The 22,862-nt window shown below is 34.4% G+C and carries 31 protein-coding genes; 6 read left to right on the top strand and 25 right to left on the bottom strand.

Annotated elements, in window-relative coordinates; all coding sequences use genetic code 11:
* The coding region (locus tag ACZM4J_RS11325) for a RepB family plasmid replication initiator protein (protein WP_489486200.1) at positions 1-246 on the bottom strand (246 nt) is incomplete at its 3' end.
* Positions 247-598: 352 nt separating this feature from the next.
* Entirely contained in the window at positions 599-961 is a 363-nt protein-coding gene (locus tag ACZM4J_RS11320) for a hypothetical protein (RefSeq protein ID WP_489486198.1), read from the bottom strand.
* A gap of 507 nt (positions 962-1,468) precedes the next feature.
* On the opposite strand from ACZM4J_RS11320, the gene ACZM4J_RS11315 reads away from it, so the two are divergent.
* Entirely contained in the window at positions 1,469-1,633 is a 165-nt protein-coding gene (locus ACZM4J_RS11315) for a type II toxin-antitoxin system RelE family toxin (protein ID WP_489486197.1), read from the top strand.
* Between the two features lie 30 nt (positions 1,634-1,663).
* Here the strand turns inward: ACZM4J_RS11315 and ACZM4J_RS11310 are convergent, their stop codons facing one another.
* The 14 genes from ACZM4J_RS11310 to ACZM4J_RS11245 form a co-directional block, all read right to left on the bottom strand.
* A complete protein-coding gene (locus ACZM4J_RS11310; protein ID WP_489486195.1) occupies positions 1,664-2,587 on the bottom strand; it encodes a M48 family metalloprotease in 924 nt (307 codons plus the stop codon).
* A 77-nt stretch (positions 2,588-2,664) separates the two neighbouring features.
* Positions 2,665-3,099: a helix-turn-helix domain-containing protein gene (locus tag ACZM4J_RS11305; protein ID WP_489486194.1), complete on the bottom strand. Its 435-nt coding sequence runs from the start codon at positions 3,097-3,099 to the stop codon at positions 2,665-2,667.
* A 13-nt stretch (positions 3,100-3,112) separates the two neighbouring features.
* Entirely contained in the window at positions 3,113-3,745 is a 633-nt protein-coding gene (locus tag ACZM4J_RS11300; protein ID WP_489486192.1) for an AAA family ATPase, read from the bottom strand.
* 277 nt (positions 3,746-4,022) lie between these two features.
* Positions 4,023-4,592 (bottom strand): recombinase family protein, encoded by a 570-nt coding sequence (locus tag ACZM4J_RS11295; RefSeq protein WP_489486191.1) that lies wholly within the window; start codon positions 4,590-4,592, stop codon positions 4,023-4,025.
* On the bottom strand, positions 4,589-5,497 hold the full coding sequence (locus ACZM4J_RS11290) for a HipA domain-containing protein (RefSeq protein ID WP_489486190.1): 909 nt from the start codon (positions 5,495-5,497) through the stop codon (positions 4,589-4,591). The genes ACZM4J_RS11295 and ACZM4J_RS11290 overlap by 4 nt, the downstream gene beginning before the upstream one ends.
* A 9-nt stretch (positions 5,498-5,506) precedes the next feature.
* Positions 5,507-5,746 carry a hypothetical protein gene (locus ACZM4J_RS11285; RefSeq protein WP_489486188.1) on the bottom strand — a complete coding sequence of 80 codons (240 nt, stop codon included), beginning with the start codon at positions 5,744-5,746 and terminating at the stop codon, positions 5,507-5,509.
* Positions 5,747-5,906: 160 nt separating this feature from the next.
* Positions 5,907-5,978, bottom strand: coding sequence for a putative holin-like toxin (locus ACZM4J_RS11280; RefSeq protein WP_489486202.1), 72 nt, complete (start codon positions 5,976-5,978; stop codon positions 5,907-5,909).
* 318 nt (positions 5,979-6,296) lie between these two features.
* Positions 6,297-6,539, bottom strand: coding sequence for a DUF2442 domain-containing protein (locus ACZM4J_RS11275; protein ID WP_489486187.1), 243 nt, complete (start codon positions 6,537-6,539; stop codon positions 6,297-6,299).
* 129 nt (positions 6,540-6,668) lie between these two features.
* Positions 6,669-7,778 (bottom strand): RNA-guided endonuclease InsQ/TnpB family protein, encoded by a 1,110-nt coding sequence (locus ACZM4J_RS11270; RefSeq protein WP_489486186.1) that lies wholly within the window; start codon positions 7,776-7,778, stop codon positions 6,669-6,671.
* A gap of 212 nt (positions 7,779-7,990) precedes the next feature.
* A complete protein-coding gene (locus ACZM4J_RS11265) occupies positions 7,991-8,425 on the bottom strand; it encodes an LPD29 domain-containing protein (protein WP_489486184.1) in 435 nt (144 codons plus the stop codon).
* Positions 8,426-8,999: 574 nt separating this feature from the next.
* Positions 9,000-9,632, bottom strand: a complete 633-nt coding sequence (locus tag ACZM4J_RS11260; RefSeq protein ID WP_489486183.1) for a lytic transglycosylase domain-containing protein — start codon at positions 9,630-9,632, stop codon at positions 9,000-9,002.
* A gap of 7 nt (positions 9,633-9,639) precedes the next feature.
* Positions 9,640-10,182: a hypothetical protein gene (locus ACZM4J_RS11255; RefSeq protein WP_489486182.1), complete on the bottom strand. Its 543-nt coding sequence runs from the start codon at positions 10,180-10,182 to the stop codon at positions 9,640-9,642.
* Positions 10,183-10,186: 4 nt separating this feature from the next.
* Positions 10,187-10,438, bottom strand: coding sequence for a hypothetical protein (locus ACZM4J_RS11250; RefSeq protein WP_489486181.1), 252 nt, complete (start codon positions 10,436-10,438; stop codon positions 10,187-10,189).
* Between the two features lie 98 nt (positions 10,439-10,536).
* A complete protein-coding gene (locus ACZM4J_RS11245) occupies positions 10,537-10,821 on the bottom strand; it encodes a zinc ribbon domain-containing protein (protein ID WP_489486179.1) in 285 nt (94 codons plus the stop codon).
* A gap of 205 nt (positions 10,822-11,026) precedes the next feature.
* On the opposite strand from ACZM4J_RS11245, the gene ACZM4J_RS11240 reads away from it, so the two are divergent.
* Genes ACZM4J_RS11240 through ACZM4J_RS11220 form a run of 5 tightly spaced genes read left to right on the top strand, consistent with a single transcriptional unit; the run spans position 11,027 to position 15,538 of the window.
* Complete coding sequence (locus ACZM4J_RS11240) at positions 11,027-11,578, top strand: hypothetical protein (RefSeq protein WP_489486178.1); 552 nt, start codon at positions 11,027-11,029, stop codon at positions 11,576-11,578.
* A 3-nt stretch (positions 11,579-11,581) separates the two neighbouring features.
* On the top strand, positions 11,582-12,544 hold the full coding sequence (locus ACZM4J_RS11235; RefSeq protein ID WP_489486177.1) for a type IV secretion system protein: 963 nt from the start codon (positions 11,582-11,584) through the stop codon (positions 12,542-12,544).
* The gene (locus ACZM4J_RS11230; protein ID WP_489486175.1) at positions 12,541-13,899 is read left to right on the top strand and encodes a peptidoglycan DD-metalloendopeptidase family protein; all 1,359 of its coding nucleotides are present in this window, start codon (positions 12,541-12,543) and stop codon (positions 13,897-13,899) included. Before ACZM4J_RS11235 ends, ACZM4J_RS11230 begins: the two co-directional genes overlap by 4 nt.
* Before the next feature lie 2 nt (positions 13,900-13,901).
* Positions 13,902-14,678, top strand: a complete 777-nt coding sequence (locus ACZM4J_RS11225) for a hypothetical protein (RefSeq protein WP_489486173.1) — start codon at positions 13,902-13,904, stop codon at positions 14,676-14,678.
* Between the two features lie 2 nt (positions 14,679-14,680).
* On the top strand, positions 14,681-15,538 hold the full coding sequence (locus tag ACZM4J_RS11220) for a replication protein RepA (RefSeq protein ID WP_489486171.1): 858 nt from the start codon (positions 14,681-14,683) through the stop codon (positions 15,536-15,538).
* Positions 15,539-16,134: 596 nt separating this feature from the next.
* Here ACZM4J_RS11220 and ACZM4J_RS11215 read toward each other — a convergent pair.
* The 9 genes from ACZM4J_RS11215 to ACZM4J_RS11175 form a co-directional block, all read right to left on the bottom strand.
* A complete protein-coding gene (locus ACZM4J_RS11215) occupies positions 16,135-16,365 on the bottom strand; it encodes a BrnA antitoxin family protein (RefSeq protein WP_489486169.1) in 231 nt (76 codons plus the stop codon).
* Entirely contained in the window at positions 16,365-16,649 is a 285-nt protein-coding gene (locus ACZM4J_RS11210; RefSeq protein ID WP_489486167.1) for a BrnT family toxin, read from the bottom strand. Before ACZM4J_RS11210 ends, ACZM4J_RS11215 begins: the two co-directional genes overlap by 1 nt.
* Before the next feature lie 1,136 nt (positions 16,650-17,785).
* Positions 17,786-18,016, bottom strand: coding sequence for a BrnA antitoxin family protein (locus ACZM4J_RS11205; protein WP_489486169.1), 231 nt, complete (start codon positions 18,014-18,016; stop codon positions 17,786-17,788).
* The gene (locus ACZM4J_RS11200; protein WP_489486167.1) at positions 18,016-18,300 is read right to left on the bottom strand and encodes a BrnT family toxin; all 285 of its coding nucleotides are present in this window, start codon (positions 18,298-18,300) and stop codon (positions 18,016-18,018) included. The genes ACZM4J_RS11205 and ACZM4J_RS11200 overlap by 1 nt, the downstream gene beginning before the upstream one ends.
* Positions 18,301-19,483: 1,183 nt before the next feature.
* Positions 19,484-19,759 carry a helix-turn-helix domain-containing protein gene (locus ACZM4J_RS11195; RefSeq protein ID WP_489486165.1) on the bottom strand — a complete coding sequence of 92 codons (276 nt, stop codon included), beginning with the start codon at positions 19,757-19,759 and terminating at the stop codon, positions 19,484-19,486.
* 31 nt (positions 19,760-19,790) lie between these two features.
* A complete protein-coding gene (locus ACZM4J_RS11190; RefSeq protein WP_489486164.1) occupies positions 19,791-20,147 on the bottom strand; it encodes a type II toxin-antitoxin system RelE/ParE family toxin in 357 nt (118 codons plus the stop codon).
* Positions 20,148-20,338: 191 nt separating this feature from the next.
* Positions 20,339-21,214 (bottom strand): Fic family protein, encoded by an 876-nt coding sequence (locus tag ACZM4J_RS11185; protein WP_489486162.1) that lies wholly within the window; start codon positions 21,212-21,214, stop codon positions 20,339-20,341.
* A gap of 3 nt (positions 21,215-21,217) precedes the next feature.
* Positions 21,218-21,949 (bottom strand): Fic family protein, encoded by a 732-nt coding sequence (locus tag ACZM4J_RS11180; RefSeq protein ID WP_489486161.1) that lies wholly within the window; start codon positions 21,947-21,949, stop codon positions 21,218-21,220.
* Positions 21,942-22,811, bottom strand: coding sequence for a RepB family plasmid replication initiator protein (locus ACZM4J_RS11175; protein ID WP_489486201.1), 870 nt, complete (start codon positions 22,809-22,811; stop codon positions 21,942-21,944). Before ACZM4J_RS11175 ends, ACZM4J_RS11180 begins: the two co-directional genes overlap by 8 nt.
* Between the last annotated feature and the right edge of the window lie 51 nt (positions 22,812-22,862).

Raw genomic sequence — 22,862 nt, 5'->3', positions numbered from 1 at the left:
AGTAAAAACCATGCCTGCTAGTTTTTCGGAAATATTATTAATAAACACAACCATTTCATGTGGCTTGTAATTTTTTTGCATGCCAGTTATTTTTCTTAATTCATTAATTTTCAACTCTATGCTTTTTTCATTTTTTTTAGTAAATTCAGATGTAATGGCAAAAAAAATATCCTGCTCTGTCTGATTTAATTTATTAAAGTGCTGCGTTAGATTAAAATCATTATCATATTTGACTATATTAGACATATGATCACTTCCTTTTGACTAAATGATATCATATATTTTTAGTCATGACTATATGCTAATTATTTTTTTAGTCATAAAGGGGAAAAAGTTAGTCAAAAGACCTCAAAAAAGGGGGGAAAAGTTATCCATAAGGGGGAAAAAGTTAGTCAAAAGACCTCAAAAAAGGGGGAAAAGTTATCCATAAGGGGGAAAAAGTTAGTCGGAAGGATAAAAAAGTCAAGTATCCATCGTCTTTTTCAGCGTCTCTTAACTATTAAAACTATTATAACTATTAAAACAAGTTTTTATTTTTTGATAAAAATAAAAAGGGGGAAAAAGTTATCCATAAGTACAATTTGAAATTTACAGAATATTACCCAAAGCAAAAACCCATTTTTTCTTCCGCATCTTCAATTTCCGCTCTAAAAAATTTATTCCAAATATCACTATTATTTAAAAAATAAATCCGACTGGCAACAAAATTAATATCGAAATCAATATCTTCCCCGGAAAGATATTTTATTTCATCTGGGCAATCAAAATCTCTTTGTTTTTCCATCAATGCATTCAATAATAAATCAATCCCTTTTTGGAAAATAGCACAAATTATATTGTTAAGAGTCGGTCGTTCTATTTCGCTAATTATTTCCATAACGTCAAATTTAGTATCTTCAAGAACTTTTAAATCAAGAAAACCACAATTTAAAAATTTCACTAATATTTGTTCATTGTTCATTTTAAACTTCTCCCTTTCTTTAACTGTACTGAATGAAACCTAATCGGTAATCACTCTATTTGCTCTATGCTCTCGCAAGCTTTTTTTGCTGGCAGCGGAAAAACATAGGCGGCAGAGGTAAAAGATGCAAGGGACAAGGGACGATACGCCGTAGGGCAGCCCTTGCATCTTTTACCGTCCTATGTACGCTAAAAAAGCAAAAAATGCGTTTTAAAGAATGGCTGCCTTCCGGATCAAGAAAGGCAGCTTCATTTTCTCCTTAATAAATAAAAAGTGCTGAATAATCAGTACTAAAAAATAATATTTAATAGCATATAATAATAAAAAATAATATACTTTAGCACTTATCCAGTGTCCGTAAGGAGCCTGGATAGGTGCTTTTAATAGTGAACCATGTTATAAAAAGAGGAAAATAATCTTTCTGGAACTGTGACGAACCGGACCGGCACGGTTAAGGGCCAAAACAGTTTCCTAAAGGCTATTTTTCGACATTTGATATGTGTTTAAATGGGCGATACTCCCCAAATATTTGGGAAAAGTTTAAAAGGTAATAAAGCTGGATTATGGAGATATAGGATCGGAAACTATCGTTTGATTTGTGAAATTATAGATAATAAATTGATTATTCTTGTTTTAACCGTTGGGCATAGACGGGAAATTTATAAGAAATAAAAAAAGGCTGTGACTTACAGCCTTTTTTTCCTATACAGTATAGAAATCCTGATTCATTTTTTCCATTCGCTTTTGTAGCTTTTTTATTCTACTCATCAAACGGGGATGGTCTGAGAACGGAATTGTCCACCAAGGATCTTTTCCGTAAAAATAATAAAGTCTGTATAAACCATCAATCAGTTCATTACCCAAGCCTATTTTAGTAGCATAAACATCGGCTTTTGATTCAATTTTACGATTAAAAAAGTTTGAAAGTAATCTTGAAGGATAAAATATAAGGAAGGTATAAATATTTAAAAAAATACTGATTATGAAGGCTATTAAAATTGTAAAAATTTGTATAAATGGGAAAAAACGAAATATATTCAGTAAGAATATTATTAAATATAATATTCTTATGCAGAAAATATTAAGAATACTAACCCCATAAGACAAATTAAAAAAAAGGATATCTCCGTTTTGATGATGTCCCATTTCATGGGCGATAATTCCTGCCAATTCTTTAACAGAAAAAGCGGAAAGCATTGGTTGAGTAATTGTAATATCTTTTGCGCCGGATGCGAAAGCGTTAATTTCAGAACATGAAGAAACAAAGTATTTATATTTTGTTGTATCAATTCCTTTTTCTTCCATATAGTTTGTAATAGCATTAATCTTTTCCTGTTCGAGTGGAATAGGCTTGCTTTGTCCTCGAAGTATTCTTTGGAAAAATCTCGTAACAGGGAAATAAGGAAAAACAAATCCCCAAAGAAAACAAACTAACAAAATAAGAGAAGCTAATTCTGCAATAAAAATACTATTTTTATTTATAGGAATATGAAGTAAAGGTAAAGCGGAACACCAAAAAGAATCTATTCCGGGGACAGGAAATAATTCTTTAGCAATAGCAAAAACAGGAAAGATAATAATCATATTAATCAAGAGATTTAAGATAAAGTCGATTACAAGCCACATAAAACGCCCTCATTATTCTTTAAAACAAATATATAATACTATAAAATAATATTATATATTTGTTTTAAATTGAAGATTTACTTTATTCTGTTACCGAAAAGTCTGTTCATACCTGCTACTGTGACAATGATAAGTTTATCATCAATTCTTTTTGTTTCTCTGGCAGAGAAACGGTTTGCTTGTAAAGCACTTCTTATGGTTGATTCGCTTAATTCATATCTCTCGGCAGCTTCTTTTACTGTTAAAGGTTCACCTAACCATTCATCAGGTTTTTCTTGATTTTCTGCTCGACGGATAGTATCAAAAATAGCAGTTCTGACAAAGTTACTTCGGGAGACCTTTCTCCCGTTTTCGTCTTTTAACTGTTCCAGGAAATTTTCCAAAGTTTCATTTTCTATTGAATTTAAAATAACCGAAATGTTTCTTACTTTTTTCTTTTCCTCAAGCGGAGCCGCATTTATATATTTTTCTTTTTCCTGTTCAACAAGAGTGTTTTTTTTCGTGAATCTCATAGTTATGCCTCCTTTAAACATTTTTAATAAGTGCGGAAATTTCTTTTACAAGTGCGGAAATTTCTTGAGACGCAGGACTTGATTTATTATATTCAACAACTGATTTACCTTCAGAAAACGCCTTTTTAAAGTCTTTTCTTGCACCAAGTGCTGTAGATAAGACTTTATAGTCCGGTATTTCGGAAATAATAAATGTGATTAGATCTTCAGCATCTTTTTGATCATAGTAATTAATTCTATTTAAAAGAATATACGGTTTGATATATGGATTTGATTTTAAAGCAATTTCTACATTTTCAGAATAAAATTTTTGCAAGCCGTCCACTTCCGTTTGACTAACAGTAATAGGCGTGATAATTAAATTGCTGTTTAAAATAATTTCACGGCTAACGTTAGAATCATAACCGCCACTGTCAATAATAATATTCTTGTCCGGATTATCTCGGTAAGTTTTGATGATGTCTTTCAGCATATTACGGTCTTTCCAAAAATGAATTGGTCGGTTAATATCTGATAATAGAGAAAAATTATAAGATGAATTCTGATTATCCAAGTCAAATAAATCAGATTTCATCTCAATAGCCAAATTTACGGCTATTGTAGTTTTCCCGACACCGCCCTTCGTGTGAGCTACATTAATTATCATATTTTCTCCTTTACTAAAAACCCATAAAAAATAAAATAAAATAATATGTAATAGTAGTTTTCAATAATAATTATAAATCAGATTACATCGAAAAACAAGTATTTAATAATATAAAATTTTAGGAAATATTATATTTAAATAGTTTATGTTGAAGAGGGAGATAACATATATGCATTAATTATCTCTCTTTGTTAAATAAAAAATACTGATTATTCAGTACTAAAAAAATAATATTTAATAATATATAATAATAAAAAATAATATATTATAATAGTTTTTAATTGCTATTTGAATTCGTTTCTTTTATAAAGCGTTCCAATACAGGAAGGCTTACTTTACATTTTCTTGCAAATTCTTTTTTTGTACGAATTTGTCGATTTAAATAAAGAGCATAAAGGTCTTTAAAATTAGAAGGGGGGAGGATTTTTTTGCGCCCTTTATATTTACCGGCTGCTTTTGCGAGGGCAATTCCTTCCCGCTGCCGTTCAAGAATCAATTCTCTTTCAAAAGTTGCGATAGCGCCAATCATTGTAATCATCATCTTCCCAGTAGGAGTATCAGAATCCAATTTTTCTTTTTCACTGATAATTTTTACATTCTTTTTTTTCAGTTGTTCTATGATATCAAGTAAATCCTTGGTGTTTCTGGCAAGTCGGGAAAAAGATTCTATATAAAGCGTATCACCGTCCCGGACGAATTGAAGCATTTCCTTCAAGATAGGGCGGTTGGTACTTTTCCCTGAAGCTTTTTCTTCAAAAAATTTATCTATTTTGAATTTTTTGAGATCTTCATATTGCCGTGTTGTATTTTGTTCAATTGTAGATACTCTGATATAAGCAACATTCATCGTGATAATCCTTTATAACACAATTTTCTTGAACGCTCTTTTTCTTTTAGCTTTTCCATAGAAAAATCAAGAATTTTTGTCTTTCTTTGATGGAGCATTTCTTTATAAAAAGAACGTTCAACAGATGATAAGTGAGGAGTATTATCTATGATTGCATTAATTTTTTCCATGTTAATTCTATGATAGATTCGCTTTAGAGCAGCTGTGCAATCCGAATTTACAAGAGAAGACGTGTATGTAAAATAGTTTATCTTTTCATTTTGGATTTTCATAGCAGCTGTTGGGAATACATATATTCGATGATTTATCTCTTCCGGAGAAGATAAAATAGACTCCATAGTTTCTTTTGTTTGTCTAGAATATAGAGAAGAAGCGCAGTCATATACAGGCGCAAGCTCCGCTTTCGGTGGATTTATACTGGTTAATAATCCCCAATTTCCATTGTGACGGTCAAAGTTTCCGATCAATGTATCAGCAATATACATATTCCAGAAATGTTCTTGCAATTTTTGAAAAGGATATATTTCCTGTTCCTTGATTGTAGTCATGATATCTGTTAATTCTGTTCCATACCCTTCTTCAGAACTGGTAATAATTGAATTTTTCAGCATGGCAAATTCAAGAAGTTGTCGGCCGTCCGTTTCAAAGTCTTTACAGGCAACGACAGGCATATCTTTATATGTTCCCAATATAGTTTCTTGAGCGGGGATGCCCAAGCTGTTAAAAACATGGCAGCCTAAATATTCACAAACATGGGAATTGGTTGGTTTCCCAAGATAAGGGGTTTGAAATTTTAACATATATTTTTCATTATTGTATGTAATAGAAATCTTTTTTCCTTTTGCACCTCTAAATCCCTTATATGGATCAACGGGGCAATTTGTAAAATCGATATATTTATCCATTTTTTCCTTTCATAAACCTAAATATTTTTTACGCAGATAGTTAGCTTGTTCTTCTGTGATAGTTTGATCCCAGTAGGCGGAATTAATTGATCCGTCAACTTCATCAACTAAGCAATCAAGGTGCATACTGTTTTCATTCATTCCCTTTTTTAAAGCGTCAATATCCTTTTGCAGATAATGTGGAAGATGTTGTTCTAAATAACTTTTATCCATCATGTTGTCTTTGTTATCCAATTTTTCTTTTTTCATAATATTCTTTCCTATCATAAAAAGTATTTTTTATGATATAATACAAATAGAAATGAGATAGCCGATAAATATTCCCGGTCAAGGAACGGCTCCCTCAAAATTTAAGTGTTTGAAGAAAGCCTTCGCAAGCCATTGGGAATGGCTTTTTTCAATGCACAAATTACTTATGCATCATGATAGCTATTAAGGTTCCGAACGCTATCATGATAGACAACGTTTCAAAAACGCTCATAGTATCACCCCCTCGAAGTGAGAGGGGAAAGCCGTTTATCTGACTATCTCATAAGTAAATTATAGCATATTTGATGCTCTATTAATTTTATCAAAATTATTGGAGAAAAACAAATATAGAATCTAAAATGTTAAATAATTTTATCAAATAAATTGGCATATGATTTCATATTTAATAAAATTAAGAAATGAATAAAGGTATACCCTATATTTGCATTTAAAAATTCCGGATAGTAATCTCATCCGGAATTTTTAAAATAAATCATGTGTTCCTGCTCGAGTCAGGTATAAAAATAGTTTTTTCTCTTTATATGATTATCTAAATTTGTCTTCCATTTTCATATAATTCGTCACAAGAAATATCAATATCTTCTGTCCAAGAAATACCGTAACCGCCTGGATCAATATTTAGCTTAGTAAAAAGATTAATATCTTTTAATGGGCTAAATATATTTTTTTGCAAAAGTGGTTTCATATTATAAAGTTTATTTTCTCCATCAAAAAAGTGAACTAAAATCTGATAATTAATTATAGGAGTAGCGTCTTTTATTCGGTGAAACATGAATAATACCTCTTTTCATTTTAATGGTGTTGAAGTTGCTATCCATTTATCATTTGTTGACATACTCCCCACGGCTAAAGCCGGGGGATTCTTGGATACAAACGGCATTTGCCTGCGATAGCGCAGGTCTTACGATGCCTCTCCAAAGAAGGTCGATGTCCCGACCTTCAAGATATTCTTTGCGGCGTTCCTGTCCCGATCATGAATGGCTCCGCAATGCGGGCATATCCACTCTCGTACACGCAAATCTTTCGTTTCCGGATTCCGGCTGCCGCAGATATGGCAGATCTGCGAGCTTGCATAGTACCGATCAATCGTTTGAATCGTCGTTCCTGTTTTGCTTGCCTGATGCTTTAGGATTTCCACAAACGCTGCAAATCCATAGTCGGAGATTTTTTGTCCCCACCGTTTTTGCATTCCCTTCAAATTCAAGTCCTCAATGCACACAAGCGCGTATTCTCCGCAGATCGCATTTGCTAGCTTGAAATGAAAGTCTTTTCGTTGATTGGCTGTTTTCTTATGGAGACGAGCGAGCACAAGCCGTGCCATCTTTTGATGATTCGACCCGTTCTGTTTCTGCGAAAGTGCTTTCCCTGACTTGCGTATCGCTGCTGCATTCGCCTTAAAAAACAACGGGGCTTTTCTATCGTTCCCGTCCGATGCTGTGAGAAACAGCTTAAGGCCAAAGTCATAGCCGACGCTTTTACCTGTTCTTGCCAAAACTTCGTTTTCCACTGTTTCACAGACGAAATAAAGATAGATGTCCCCAAGCGCATCCCGTTTGATGGTGACAGTCTTGACCGTCCCCTCAATGGCACGGCTTTTGAAATAGCGGTACTTTTGCGTATCGATTTGGACGGCATTTCCTTCTAGAAGCTTCCATCCTGCCTGTTTCAACGTATACGATTTATACTTTCTCACCTTCTTAAACGAAGGCGGCGCTGTGCGTACCTTTCGTTTAAGATTTCGGAAAAAGAGTTTGTAGGCACGATCGATCCGCTGCGTGATATCCTGCACTGCCTGTGAACCGATTTCTTTCAGATAGGGGAACCGGGGAAGCTTTTTAAGCTTCGTGAGATGCTTTTGCAGGACATAGACGTTCAGCGATTTGTGATACAGACGATAATACCGTTTGTGCAGGGCAATACAGTGATTATAAATGAGACCTGCTGCATTAATTTGCTTGTGCAGATTCCTGTTTTTCTTGGATGAATAGAGTTTGAAACAATAAGTTCTCATCGGTATCACCTGCTTTTTTCGTTATTTTAGCACATGTAGTGTGATTTTTCCCATCAATATCCATGCGAGGATTTGTCTGAAAGCTTGCTTATATCCCCAGACCTAAAGACAGGGGCTTTATGCTTCGATTGGTAAATATGAAATATAATCGGTAAAGTTACTTATCAGCTTTTCTCATCACAAGGAGAAAGGCTGATAAGCAGTCTTTTGAGTTAAATAGTTTTGAATAATGGATTTTCCCACATTTCAGGATGTTTACTGAGCCAATTAGGCAAGGAGTGATAATATCGGCCTAATTCGCTTGTGGAATCCCATTTTTCATGATGATATTTTTCGAAAAGGATTTCTATTTTTTCTATAAACGCAGGGGAATAATTTCTTGATGTATCTATATAATTAACACCGGGGCAATTTTTATCCATCGAAATTGCCGTATATTCCCAATAATCCGCTTCAATGTTATAAGATAAAGTTTTATAACCACTGACAATTTTATTTACTAAACTTTTATCAGGACCATCTGTCCATTGAACTCGGACAGAATTTCCATTGCTAAAATTTTCAGATGTAACCCGGAATTTAACTCCTGGGAATTTATGCCTTAAAACCTTTTTGATTTCTTTTGCAGTAATTGCGGCTTCTGTCATTTTAAACTTCTCCTTTTCTTTAACTGTACTGAATGAGACCTAATCGGTAATCACTCTATTTGCTCTATGCTCTCGCAAGCTTTTTTTGCTGGCAGCGGAAAAACATAGGCGGCAGAGGTAAAAGATGCAAGGGACAAGGGACGATACGCCGTAGGGCAGCCCTTGCATCTTTTACCGTCCTATGTACGCTAAAAAAGCAAAAAATGCGTTTTAAAGAATGGCTGCCTTCCGGATCAAGAAAGGCAGCTTCATTTTCTCCTTAATAAATAAAAAGTGCTGAATAATCAGTACTAAAAAATAATATTTAATAGCATATAATAATAAAAAATAATATACTTTAGCACTTATCCAGTGTCCGTAAGGAGCCTGGATAGGTGCTTTTAATAGTGAACCATGTTATAAAAAGAGGAAAATAATCTTTCTGGAACTGTGACGAACCGGACCGGCACGGTTAAGGGCCAAAACAGTTTCCTAAAGGCTATTTTTCGACATTTGATATGTGTTTAAATGGGCAGGAAGGGGTGTCAAAAAATTTTTATAATATCTTATATGTTCTGATTCTTGCAAAATTGCATTAAAAATGTTTCTTTTTGTATTTTTCTTGCTTATATCTTCGTATAGCATTTTTCAGGCGAGCCTTCCGGGTTAAGCGTTTTGCTTTTACGGTTGTATTCCGGTTAGGCAGCGGAGAGGAGTCTCTATCTATAATATGATTTAACTTTTCATATTCATCTTTAATTGATTGAATATAAGAATAAGTGTATGAAGGAATATATCCATTAATATTTCCAGGCCCGGCGTTATAACTTGCTAAGGCTAAATTATAACGATAAGGATTGCTTTTAGGTTGTAAATCAAGCATTTCTCGTAGATATCGGACACCACCTTCAATGTTCTCCAGTGGATCGGCCGGATTTACATTCATCATAGCAGCCGTTCCGGGCATTAATTGAGCAATGCCCATAGCCCCTGCAGAAGAAATTGCATTATTATGATAGTTACTTTCTATATTAAAAACACTGGCAACGAAAAGTGGATCGAGATCATATTTATTTGATGTTTTATAAATAGCATCTGCAATTATAGGGGCATCTTGCGGATTATATTGTGAAATATAATCCGTAAGTGTCATAGCGCTTACCTTTAATTGCGAAAAACAAATAGAAAATAATATTAAAAAATATTTTATACTGTTTTTAAATGACATAGGAACCTCATTTCATTATTTCTTCAATTTGCTTTTCCGCTTCAGCTTCGGATAAAGCGGCAGAAATATCGATGCGTAAAGCTTCTTCCATTTGGATTTCAATTGAACGATCTTTGTTTGCTGCAAAATACTTCAGTTTGGGTGGCCAGACATTGAAAATTCTTTCTAACGTTTGCCCTAAAACATATAAATCTTGATATTCTGAACTTCCAGGATTTTTTTGAAGGTCTTCCATTTTGTTTTCTACAGTCATTTTTAATTGACTGATTTCACTGATAATATTATTTAAAATAGTATATTCCTCTTTAAATGGGGACGTTTCCATTTGTCTGCAAACATCTTCTTGTGTGAGGGGACTGTAAGTTAAATCCCATTTTATTTTCATGGCTTCTAAGATTTTTTGCGTGGTTTCTGTAGCTATTTTCACATCAAAGAAATTTTGCATTTCTTTTTCCATACGTTCTATATTATGGTAATTATTTTTTGTGATTTCAGTAAAGTTGGCAATATTGCTTTGTTGTAAATTCACCGCAGTTTTGAGATCTAGCATATCATCAGAGAGAATTTACTTTTTTCGCAATGGCAGTTACCAAATTTGTAAGATAAGCTAAGGATAATTTATCGTGGGGATTAGGTGGAGCAGGCTGTTTATCGAGAGAATCATCTTCATGTGTATTTTCAGATCTTTTTTGATTTGCTAATCTCATTTTTTCTTCTTCAGGGATCGTAGGATCATCAAATTCATCAACATCTGTTGCTCTCGTTGTTTCTGTTTCAGGTCTTTTAAAATTCTGGGTGAATAGCATAATGCCTCCTTTTAGGTTAAGAATATTGACATGCTCCCCACGGCTAAAGCCGGGGGATTCTTGGATACAGATGGCATTTGCCTGCTTAAATGCAGGTCTTACGATGCCTCTCCAAAGAAGGTTGATGCCCCAACCTTCAAGATGTTCTTTGCGGCGTTCCTGTCCCGATCATGAATGGCTCCGCAATGCGGGCATATCCACTCTCGTACACGCAAATCTTTCGTTTTCGGATTCTGCGCGCCACAGATATGGCAGGTCTGCGAGCTTGCATAATACCGATCAATCGTTTGAATCGTCGTTCCTGTTTTGCTTGCCTGATGCTTTAGGATTTTCACAAACTCCGCAAAGCCGTAGTCCGAAACGAAACAAATAAATTGGAACATGATGCAGCCGATAAAGCTAATGAATTACTAGCGAATGATTTTGGCTCCGCCGCAAAACAGATGCGTGAAATCGCTGATAAAGAATCCGGTGTAACTACACTGACCCCAAAGTTTGATTCCCTCGTCGATGAAACGAAGTGGAAATGATAACTGTATTTTGAAATAATAACTGTAATTCCAGTATTTGTTTCAAGGAGGTTTTAAAATGAAAAATTTAAGAAAGTTAATTGCCCTATCTGCTTGTGGTCTGGCGCTTTTCGCTCTTTCCGGATGCGGAGCCTTAACGCCCAAAGATATGGAAGGCGCTTATCAAAATGATAAGATCACTTATTATCTCTATCACAAGGGAACAACTGAATTGCCTAATAAAGATAAATTAGAAGAATTTGACGTATATAAAACAACCCCGGAAAGTAATTATAAAGGGAAACAATATTATGATTCTGCCCCAAAAATTATCGTAGATAAAGAGCAGAATATCTGTGATATCGGTTTGATAGGGAATAAAATCATCCTTGGGAAAATCGAGAAAGATAAATTAACTCTGAATAAAGATGTTATGGGCTTTAGCGCGAGTCTATCCAAAGGAGAATATAAAAAGACGAATGAAAAATTACCTACTGATGAGGCATTAGAATATACAAGCAGCAAAGCAAAGCTAGAAAAAAGAAAAGATGAGCATCCGGAAGATTACAAACCCACAACCACCTTATCCTCAAAATTTGATTCCCTCGTCGATGAAACAAAATGGAGATAAATCATGACAGAAAGCGGCCTCACCCTTCTAAAAAACATCGGAGACAAGATTGAAACCAGTACTTATAATGGCATTCTCAATCTGCAGGATCCTTTACTCCTGCTTCTTATTACGCTTGCTATCATCGGAGTATGTTCGGAATTTGATATGTTCTTTAATTCAACCTGGAATTGGGGAAATATTTTTACAAAAATCATTCATATCGGTTTCTTGGCGTTTTTAATCAAAAACTGGGATAACTTGTTGAAAATTGTAAAAAATTCCGGGCAAACACTCGGCATGGCTGCCGGTGGTGTAGATGTGACTTTTACGCCGACGTACTTACTTGCTTCAACTTGTAGCAAGGTATATCTAGCATTTGAAAATTTATGGAAAAATTTTCCCGGCGTCATGTCAGGAACAATTATGGTTCATATTCTGGCAACAATTGCCCTGTGCGTTGCACTGTTAGCACTTTTTCGGATTGCTTTCGTTATTTTCATGGCAAACGCAGAATTTCTTATTTTAGGGTCTTTATCAATGGTTTTGCTTCCGTTTGGAGTTACCCGGTGGACATCTTCCATCTGTGAAAAAACATGGGGCATTCTTCTCACTTGTGCTGTTAAGTTAATGGTCGCCGTCTTCATGGTGTGTCTGGTTGGTAATGAAATAGATGACGCATTCAATGTATCGAGCAGTATTACGAATGAAACCGTTTCCGGTTTTATTACTTCCGCCTGCTGCTTACTATTTTTATCTTACCTAACGGCACAGGCTGTAGAATTTGCCGGTGCTATGACAACGGGCGCTGCTTTTGCCACTAATAGCATTGTCCATTCCCCTGCTGCTGCTGTCGGAGCAGCGGGTACTGCTGCAAGCGTAGCAAGAGGGACGGGTATTGTCTTTGCCGGACGTACGGCTGCAAGAGGAACAGTAGCAGCAGGGCGTTATATAGGAAAAAGAATTAAAGGCTGGTGGGAAAAATGACAGCTAAAAAGAGCGGAGTTTTAAAAGAATTACTATTCATTTCCCTTTTATTTATTTCTGCTCTTTTTGTCATGCCTTCGGCTTCCGCATTCGGTGGACCGGTTACCTCTCCTTATGGTTACAGGACTCATCCTATTACAGGAGAAATGCATTGCCACAGCGGCCTTGACATTGGACTTGATGAAGGTACTGTCGTCCCTTCATGTTCAGATGGAACCGTTGTTTATGCTGTATACGGCTGGAATGGCGGTTACGGAAATTTAGTAGAAATTCAAATGCCGGACGGACATGTAGCCAGATATGCCCACCTTTCTGAAATCAACGTTTCGTACGGTGATCACGTAAGTCAAGGAGAGTTTATAGCTTTGTCCGGAAATACCGGAAGATCTACAGGCGGTCATTTGCACTTTGAAGTTGATGAAGTGCAAGACGGCCAGCATATGGATCCCACCCCTTACGCTTTAGCGGCAGGATGGAACTTGAATGGAGATACAACAACCAATGTTATTACTGAAGTCGGTAAATGGGCTCTCGGCAAAGTAACTCCAGCAATTGATATTAATTTTACAAAGTATTTCGCTCCTTCAGAAGAATTGGCTAAAATCGCAAAACAAATTATGGCATCCATTGTACTTTCCCTTGATTTTGCGGAAAAGAATTTATTCCCGTTACTTGTTATTTTAGCCATTATAGATTTTTCCTGGTTAATGATTCCGGTAATTTTAGGGATGACAACGCTTGGTAATTTATCCAGTGTCATCCTTAGATTGATCCGATATGGTTTTTTCTTTATGATTTTTCTCTCCTGGAGAAAGATTGTCGATACATTCTTCCTTCCTATACTGGAAAATATTAGCAGCACTTATACCGGACATGAATTGACTGAAACTTCTTTCTTGCACTTCGATGAACTATTTATAAGTGTCAGTCATGTAATTAGTCCATTTCTGCACGTGGATTCCCGCTTCAATATCGCTGTCGCTTTATTTGTTGCACTGTTTGTCCTTATCATCCTGGCACTCACAATCATTGCAACGATTTATTTAATGGAAAAACTGATTCTTTTCTACATTTCCTGCGTTTTCGGTGTCTTAGGAATTCCACTGTTTTTCCTTCCTAAGATGAAACATTATGGAAAAAATATGCTATCCGGAATTTTGGCCAATATTTTTGATTTAATTATCACTGCCTTCCTATTTGTTTTCCTTTCCGATCAGTTAGCGGCCATGGAGCCGATAGACAAAGACAGCGTAGCTTCCTTAGTCTTATTCGCCGGCTGCTGGGGACTGTTAGTTTTCTTCATTCCTTCCTTCTCCAAACGTACCAGAGAAGCTTTTAATACTTTATGGAGTTGAAAATGAATATAAAAACGAAAAAATACCTTGTTATTCCGATTATTCTCCTCTGCCTAACCGGAATAGTTGATGCCCGGTGGCATTTTCACGGTGGATCAGTAAAAGATATTCCTAATCGGATTAAACAGGCTGTAGAAACAGCAAAACAAAATGAAGTTCTTCTTCACATCAGACAGCTTTCTTCAGACTATAAAGATATAGTTGCCGTATGGGAACCATTTAAAGAGTCGGTTACATCTTTATATTCCCTTTTTTTTGGCAGCTCTCATGAAAACCCCGTATCAGAACTTCTCCGTACAGGAAAAGAAATAGAAGAAATTAAAGAAAAAATCAATGAACGGACGCAGCCCGATTTGACATATAAAAATGCCGGACAAATAAATGTAAAAGAAACAAGAGACAAAAACTGGGACAACTGGTTGAAAAAACACGAAGATGAATTTTTAATGACACTTTCCGTTTCTGACCGTATAGAAAAAACGAGTGAAGCACTTAATGATCATGTAGAAACTATTCTTAATGACAATTCAGGAAATGCCTATGCTTTTGCACAAAAAAGAGCGCTCTTGAAGCTGGCGGCGGAACAGGCAAAAAGTAATAATACCCAACTTAAGGCACAATCCATTATCAATACTATCGATGGTGATTTTATGGAAGAAAACTATCAGAATAACGCTGCGATGGCAAGTGCGGAACAGGATTTACGTACTCCCCTTTCAAACGATGAACTGCATCTTATAAATTCCAAAAAATATCGTATAAGGGAATTGCCGAGGTAAAAATGATAAAAAAAGATGATCTTTTGGTTTTATCACGAAAAGATGAGCTGGCACTCAAAAGCCCCTCAAATTTGGCGTTTATGCCCTATTTCTTCGTTCAGACTAATTTCCCCTATACGGAAGTCGAGGGACGTGAATTTGTGCGGAAAAATGGAAATTTAACGCTATCTTTGTATTCTCCGACAGGTCTTCCGTATGGATCTCTCCCTCGCCTTGTCATTGCTTTTATTGTTACGGAAGCAATCAGGAAGAAGACAAGAGAAGTTCATTTAGGAGAAACACTCTCTGAATTTTTAACTCGAATCGGGTTAGGAAGAACGGGCGGCAAAAACGGTACAATCACAAGACTGCGCAAGCAGCTTAACAGCCTGTTCACCTGCTTTATTTCCTGTACCTCCGATTGGAAGCATAAAGGCGGCGGGAATATAAAATCCATAGCCAATATGCTGATCGCCGATGAAGCTGATTTATGGTGGGATCCGCATACATTGTATGACGAATCCGGAGAATTTTGTTCTTATGTTATCCTTTCGGAATCTTTTTATAACGCTATCAATAAAGCTCCAATTCCTGTAGATTTCAACGCTGTTTTAAAGCTGAAACAATCCCCCATGGCCGTGGACATTTACTGCTGGGCAACATACAGAATGTGCTACTGCCATTCCCGGACGTTCATTCCATGGGAAGACCTGGCTTTACAGTTTGGATCTAACTATAAAGAAGTTCGGGTTTTTAAATTTAAATTTAAAAAACATCTTGTATCTGTCCAGAAAATTTACCCGGATTTCAAGTGTGATACGTCCGATCCGAAAGGACTGGTTATTTTCCCTTCCAAAACAAGCATAAAGAAAACAAAATAAACATAAGAAAACGCTCCGGCAAGGAGCTTTTTTCATGCTATAATATTTGCGTTGCTTTCTCCAAACTGGCGACAGGGAGGAGGTGTCTTTATGGAAATAATCATTTCCTTTTTACTTTCCATCTTGGCAGGTATCATTGCCACATGTATCTGCAAATGGCTGAATGGGAAGTAGAGAAGCAACCGGCCTTGCCTTAGTGCTGGCATTGTAAGCATAGAAAAACCCACGGATGGCACTCCGTGGGTTTTTCGTGTCTTCATAGAATTAAATCATTTCCTTTTGCCTACACGCATTATATCACAAAAATCGCTTAGTGAAAATAACCCCCTATTATTTCTGCAAATGGTTAGACACCGCTTTCAGGTATTTGTTAAGCAACTAGCCTCGCTCCAGCATTAGCGTAATAATGTTAAAATCCCCTTAGAGTCGTAACCTCTAAGGGGATTTGTGCTACTTTGCTTTTATTCGCATTCGTTCGCCTATATGCATTATACCATGTTTTACAACATTTTAAAATATTTTATAGGACCGGATTATTTTCCATCCAAAACAAGCATTTAAAAAGCCCAAGGACTGAACCTCCTGGACTTTTCGTTTTACTTCCACGATAATTCAAGATTGCGATTATTATTGACACAGTCCCTTAGATATAAATTAATCAAGGTTTGATACGGAATCCCTGTATTCATTGCCTTATCCTTAAAATAATGAATTACACTTTCATCAAGATTAATTGTAATTGGCTTCTTCAACGCTTTTACATATGGATTTTTTATAGCTTTATTGAAATTAAATTCTTTTTCCAAAAACTCGTCTTTCTCTTTCATTATCTTCCCCTGCTCCTTTCATAACCTGCTTTTTCCTTTGTTGTGGCTTTCCTTGATGAAATAATGCGAATAATTGATTCTTCACGAATACAATGTACTACAATAAGAATATTTCCTTCATCACTAAAACCAAGAATACGAAATCTGTCTTCATTTTCTGAATGATTTTCGTCATATTCTAATAGTGCTTGCTCATCATAAAATACAGTTTTAGCCTCTTCAAAAGATACGCCGTGTTTTTGCTGATTGATTCGATTTTTATTTTCATCCCATTCAAATGTCATTGTATTTCCAACCTTTTATATTTATATGATACATATTCCATAAATATATTTCAAGAGTAGAAAGTAAATAAGCAACCAGCCTTGCCTTAGTGCTGGCATTGTAGGCATAGAAACCCCCACGGATGGCACTCCGTGGGGGTTCGTGTTACATTGAACAATTATTCTTCGTTCGCCTATATGCATTATATCATAAAACTATGATAGAACAAATAATTTTGTTATGACTAAACGTTCTGACTAATTTTTATCCATAACATTTAGCCATAGCTAATTTATAAAAAATATTTTAGCCATAAAACGGTCAAAAAAATATTTTTCTCGCATTTCATAAGAAAATCATATAAATACTGCTTTTTTCTTGCGCATAAACGGTAACGCCCTTGCGCATAAACGGTAACGGTCAAAAAAACAATTAAATAAAGGTATGCATCCTTGCGCATAAACGGTAACGCTTCTGCGCATAAACGGTAACAGGCATATCTTATCGATCCAGACAGGGAGCTTCTTCCCGGCACTCCCCCTGTAATTTACCCTATAATAAGCCCTTTAATAAAAAAAACAATGATGGTATTTAACACCTATAGGTATTAAATACTATTTAATACCACAGCTTTTTCCCAAACAATGTATTTTTGCCTACTATCTCACAAACCATCATTATTTTTCTTTTTTTATAATTTAATTTTTAAATTCAAAAGGACAAGTATTGAAAATAAAATTAATATAGCTGATACAAAAAATGCTCCGATAAGTAGCTTTTCTCATGCTATAATATTTCCGTTGCTAAACTCCAAACCGCAACGGGGAGGAGGTGTTATATTGTGTGATTTTACTTCCTTTTGGAAAGCCGTCATGGTAGAAATAACCGCCTATTATTTCTGCAAATGGTTAGACGCAGCTTTCAAGTATTTCCTTAGCAACTAACCTCGGTAAGTGCTACCGTATAGCATTAGAAAAGCCCAAGGACTGGAACTCCTTGGGCTTTTCGTGTTACATTGTTTAAATTTTACTTCCTTTGCCTGTTCACATTATACCATGTTTTACAACATTTTAAAATATTTTATAGGACCGGATTATTTTCCATCCAAAACAAGCATTTAAAAAGCCCAAGGACTGAACCTCCTGGACTTTTCGTTTTACTTCCACGATAATTCAAGATTGCGATTATTATTGACACAGTCCCTTAGATATAAATTAATCAAGGTTTGATACGGAATCCCTGTATTCATTGCCTTATCCTTAAAATAATGAATTACACTTTCATCAAGATTAATTGTAATTGGCTTCTTCAACGCTTTTACATATGGATTTTTTATAGCTTTATTGAAATTAAATTCTTTTTCCAAAAACTCGTCTTTCTCTTTCATTATCTTCCCCTGCTCCTTTCATAACCTGCTTTTTCCTTTGTTGTGGCTTTCCTTGATGAAATAATGCGAATAATTGATTCTTCACGAATACAATGTACTACAATAAGAATATTTCCTTCATCACTAAAACCAAGAATACGAAATCTGTCTTCATTTTCTGAATGATTTTCGTCATATTCTAATAGTGCTTGCTCATCATAAAATACAGTTTTAGCCTCTTCAAAAGATACGCCGTGTTTTTGCTGATTGATTCGATTTTTATTTTCATCCCATTCAAATGTCATTGTATTTCCAACCTTTTATATTTATATGATACATATTCCATAAATATATTTCAAGAGTAGAAAGTAAATAAGCAACCAGCCTTGCCTTAGTGCTGGCATTGTAGGCATAGAAACCCCCACGGATGGCACTCCGTGGGGGTTCGTGTTACATTGAACAATTATTCTTCGTTCGCCTATATGCATTATATCATAAAACTATGATAGAACAAATAATTTTGTTATGACTAAACGTTCTGACTAATTTTTATCCATAACATTTAGCCATAGCTAATTTATAAAAAATATTTTAGCCATAAAACGGTCAAAAAAATATTTTTCTCGCATTTCATAAGAAAATCATATAAATACTGCTTTTTTCTTGCGCATAAACGGTAACGCCCTTGCGCATAAACGGTAACGGTCAAAAAAACAATTAAATAAAGGTATGCATCCTTGCGCATAAACGGTAACGCTTCTGCGCATAAACGGTAACAGGCATATCTTATCGATCCAGACAGGGAGCTTCTTCCCGGCACTCCCCCTGTAATTTACCCTATAATAAGCCCTTTAATAAAAAAAACAATGATGGTATTTAACACCTATAGGTATTAAATACTATTTAATACCACAGCTTTTTCCCAAACAATGTATTTTTGCCTACTATCTCACAAACCATCATTATTTTTCTTTTTTTATAATTTAATTTTTAAATTCAAAAGGACAAGTATTGAAAATAAAATTAATATAGCTGATACAAAAAATGCTCCGATAAGTAGCTTTTCTCATGCTATAATATTTCCGTTGCTAAACTCCAAACCGCAACGGGGAGGAGGTGTTATATTGTGTGATTTTACTTCCTTTTGGAAAGCCGTCATGGTAGAAATAACCGCCTATTATTTCTGCAAATGGTTAGACGCAGCTTTCAAGTATTTCCTTAGCAACTAACCTCGGTAAGTGCTACCGTATAGCATTAGAAAAGCCCAAGGACTGGAACTCCTTGGGCTTTTCGTGTTACATTGTTTAAATTTTACTTCCTTTGCCTGTTCACATTATACCATGTTTTACAACATTTTAAAATATTTTATAGGACCGGATTATTTTCCATCCAAAACAATGTATTTTTGCCTACTATCTCGCAAACCATCATTATTTTTCTTTTTTTATCTAATTTTTAAATTCATATTCATTTCAAAATACTATTACTTTAGACAAATTCTATAATTATTTTTCGATTCATTCCTTTTGCTAATTTATTTATTGTCTTTAAAGACGGATTCCCTTTACCGCTTTCATATTTACTAATCTCAGATTGAGCAATTCCTGTCACATCAGCAAGTTGTTTTTGTGACAATCCTGCCTTATGTCTTGCTGTAACCAATTGTTGTATAAAATAATACTCATCTTCCAAATTATCATATTCTTCTTTTAGTTTTTTATTTTTTTCAAATTGTTCTTTTTTATAGAGTGTATAGCTTTTCATAATATTCTCCAGTTCATCTTTTTGTACTATCTTAGTTTTCCTTTTTATTTTGATAAATTTGTCTATATTTCAATGCTCTTTTTATTTCTTTTACCGGCGTCTTTTTAGTTTTTTTCATAAATCCATGGGTCAATATTATTATCTTTTCCTTATCGTAAAAATAAAAGATTCGAACATAACTTTCCTTAATCGATATTCTTAACTCAAATATTCCATTTTTTAAATATTTTGTATGTGGTTCTTTTAAAGCAGGTCCATTATTTTCCAGAAGATCAATTTCTCTAAATACCCTTGCCCGGTTTTTTTCTGATAATTCTTCTAGAAATGATGAAATAAATTCTTTTCCATTTGAATCTTCAAAAAATAAAACTTCATATTTATTGTTCATAAATATAATTCCTTTCAAAATTTATTATTTAGAAAATATATGATTTATCCTATATTTTCGTTTTTATGATATATGATATAACCTATATTGTCAAATATATTTTCCCTCTTCGGATCAACTACACTGTCTGACACATAAAAAGCCGCCTTCCGAATTCCGAATCAAGAAAGGCAGCAACTTTATTTTTTTATTCAATATTTTCTGATACGTCCTAAATCATTTTCTCTTTCTTCGTTATGCTTTAAATTTCTTCTATGAATCATACAAGCTTTTTCATATTCTCGTAAATCCTGCTTAACTCTTTCATACTCTGCCTTATTCTTTATAACCGTCACAGATGATTGAATTTCTGCTTTTTTAACCTCTAATTCATCAGTTTGAGGGAAATTATTATAAATATCCTCAAGCTCATTATAGAGCGCTTTGAGTGCATTTTTCGTCATTTCATTATTTTCATCATTTTTAACTAAATCGATGTCTTTTTTCTGATTTTTTACTGCCAATTTGTATAAATTTTGTAAATCTCTATGTTTCAGACATTCTATATATTCCCGGTTATATTCTTTTTCTATAACGACGGGAGTTAACCCTTGCTGCAAACATGACCACACAATCAATGCCCTTCCCGTTCGTCCGTTTCCATCTCTAAACGGACGAATTTCCTCAAATTTAAGGTGCAATTCCATTAGAATAAAAACTTTACTATCTTTTTTAGAACTGGTTTTCATTCTATAATTCAATTCTTTAACCCATCGGTACAGTTCATTTATTTTTTCTTCAGGAATCTGATCCGGATCAATATCTTCTTCATGAAGCAGCATCCGATTAATTGTTAAAATGTCTTTAACGGTAATTTCCCCATCGCAATGAGAAATTATATACCTAAATACTTTTTTATGCCGGAGGATCTCTAAAACATCTTTTAAAGGCATTTTGCGAGGAATATATTTATCGATTAAAATACTTTTTACATCATCTTCACTTACAGAACATTCATTAATTCCAGTATTGTGAATAATAAAGTATATCGATAATTTTTCTAAATCATCACGATTCATATGATTCATATATTACCTCTCTATCGAAAATTTCTTATTTTTTTGGGTTACATAACTTCTTTTTTCATCATCTTTTTTTATCCCGTCAAAAACAGCTTTACGCTCTATCTCTTTTTTTTGGATTTGCTGTGCAAGCAGTGTCAGTCTTTTTATATCTTTTTGATTTAGAGCAGCCATATATTCACTACGTTGTTCTTTTTCTATAACAATAGGGGTCAATTCATGCTGCAAACATGACCATATAATTAACGCTCTTCCTGTCCGTCCATTTCCATCCGGAAATGGGTGAATCCTTTCAAAACGTAAATGCTGTTCCATAATAATTTCAATTTTATCTTGATTTTTTTCTGCATGATTTAATCGCCAAGATAAATCATCAGTCCATTTTTTCAATTCTTCTGGAACCATAAAAGGCATCGTTGTATCAAAATCTGCGCCGGCTATTATATTTTGTACAATTTTAAATTTTCCTCCCCGATCATCAATATTTTTCATAATGATCCGGTTAATATCCTGAATTCCGGAAACGGTAATATTTTCTTTCTGATGTTCCAAAAGATAAGGTAATAGATTTTTATAATTCAAAACCTCGTTGACTTCCCGAATATCTATTGGTCTGGGAATATAATTTTCAAGAATAATACTTTTGGTTTCACCTTGAGTTAAGCTGTTCCCCTCAATAGCTGTGCTATGATGTGCCATTCTGACTAATAAATCTTCTAAATATTCTTTATCATTATCCATAAATATCTTCATCTTCCTTTCTTCCTAATCTTGAAAACAGCTCCTGTTGCTGTTTATAAAGAAAATCAAAGTTCTTCTCATTAGCATCTTTATACTTTGCTTTCTTTTCTTCCAGTGATTTTCTTGAATCCTCTACAAGCATTGTTTCTGTTTTTAAATCATCTAAACTTGACCAAGAGTGTTTACAATCAGTCTGTTTATAATATTTATGCCCATAAAATTCCCCGTTTATCCCAGTTTTCCTTATAACTTCCGCTCCACAATAAGGACAACATAACATATCTGATTTACCATCAATTTCAATATATTCGGATAATCTATTATCTTTATTTATTTGATAAGTGAAAATTAAATATTTTATAGGCCTTCCTACACCATCCCCCATTTCTCTTTTCACTTTCAAATTTTTTATATAATGCGTTTCATTGATTTCCTTTATTATTTTTGTAAGTGTTTTCATTACAATAGAAGTTTTATAAGACTTAGGGAATGTCATTAAATTTCTAAATTCGTTAAAATCAACCTTCCAATGTCGATTATTATTTCCATGCGCATAGTGTTTTAGGTCTAATAATATTCGGAATAAAATTTTCGAATATTTAGAATGCAATAGCAAAAAATGTTGTAATTCGAATTGTGTAAAAGAAAAAGGGATATCCGCAAAATAATTAATAAAATCTGTATTCAATTTTACTTTCAGGCTTCCGGTATTGTTATTGATAATAAAGACAGAAAACAACGATCCTATGATTTTTTCATTTCCTTTTGAAACAGTAAAAACCATGCCTGCTAGTTTTTCGGAAATATTATTAATAAACACAACCATTTCATGTGGCTTGTAATTTTTTTGCATGCCAGTTATTTTTCTTAATGATCATGTATTTTTACCCCTCATTTTTCCATACCCCTTAGG

This window comes from Eubacterium sp., from assembly GCF_057858645.1.
This window is presented reverse-complemented; position numbering and strand designations above follow the sequence as displayed.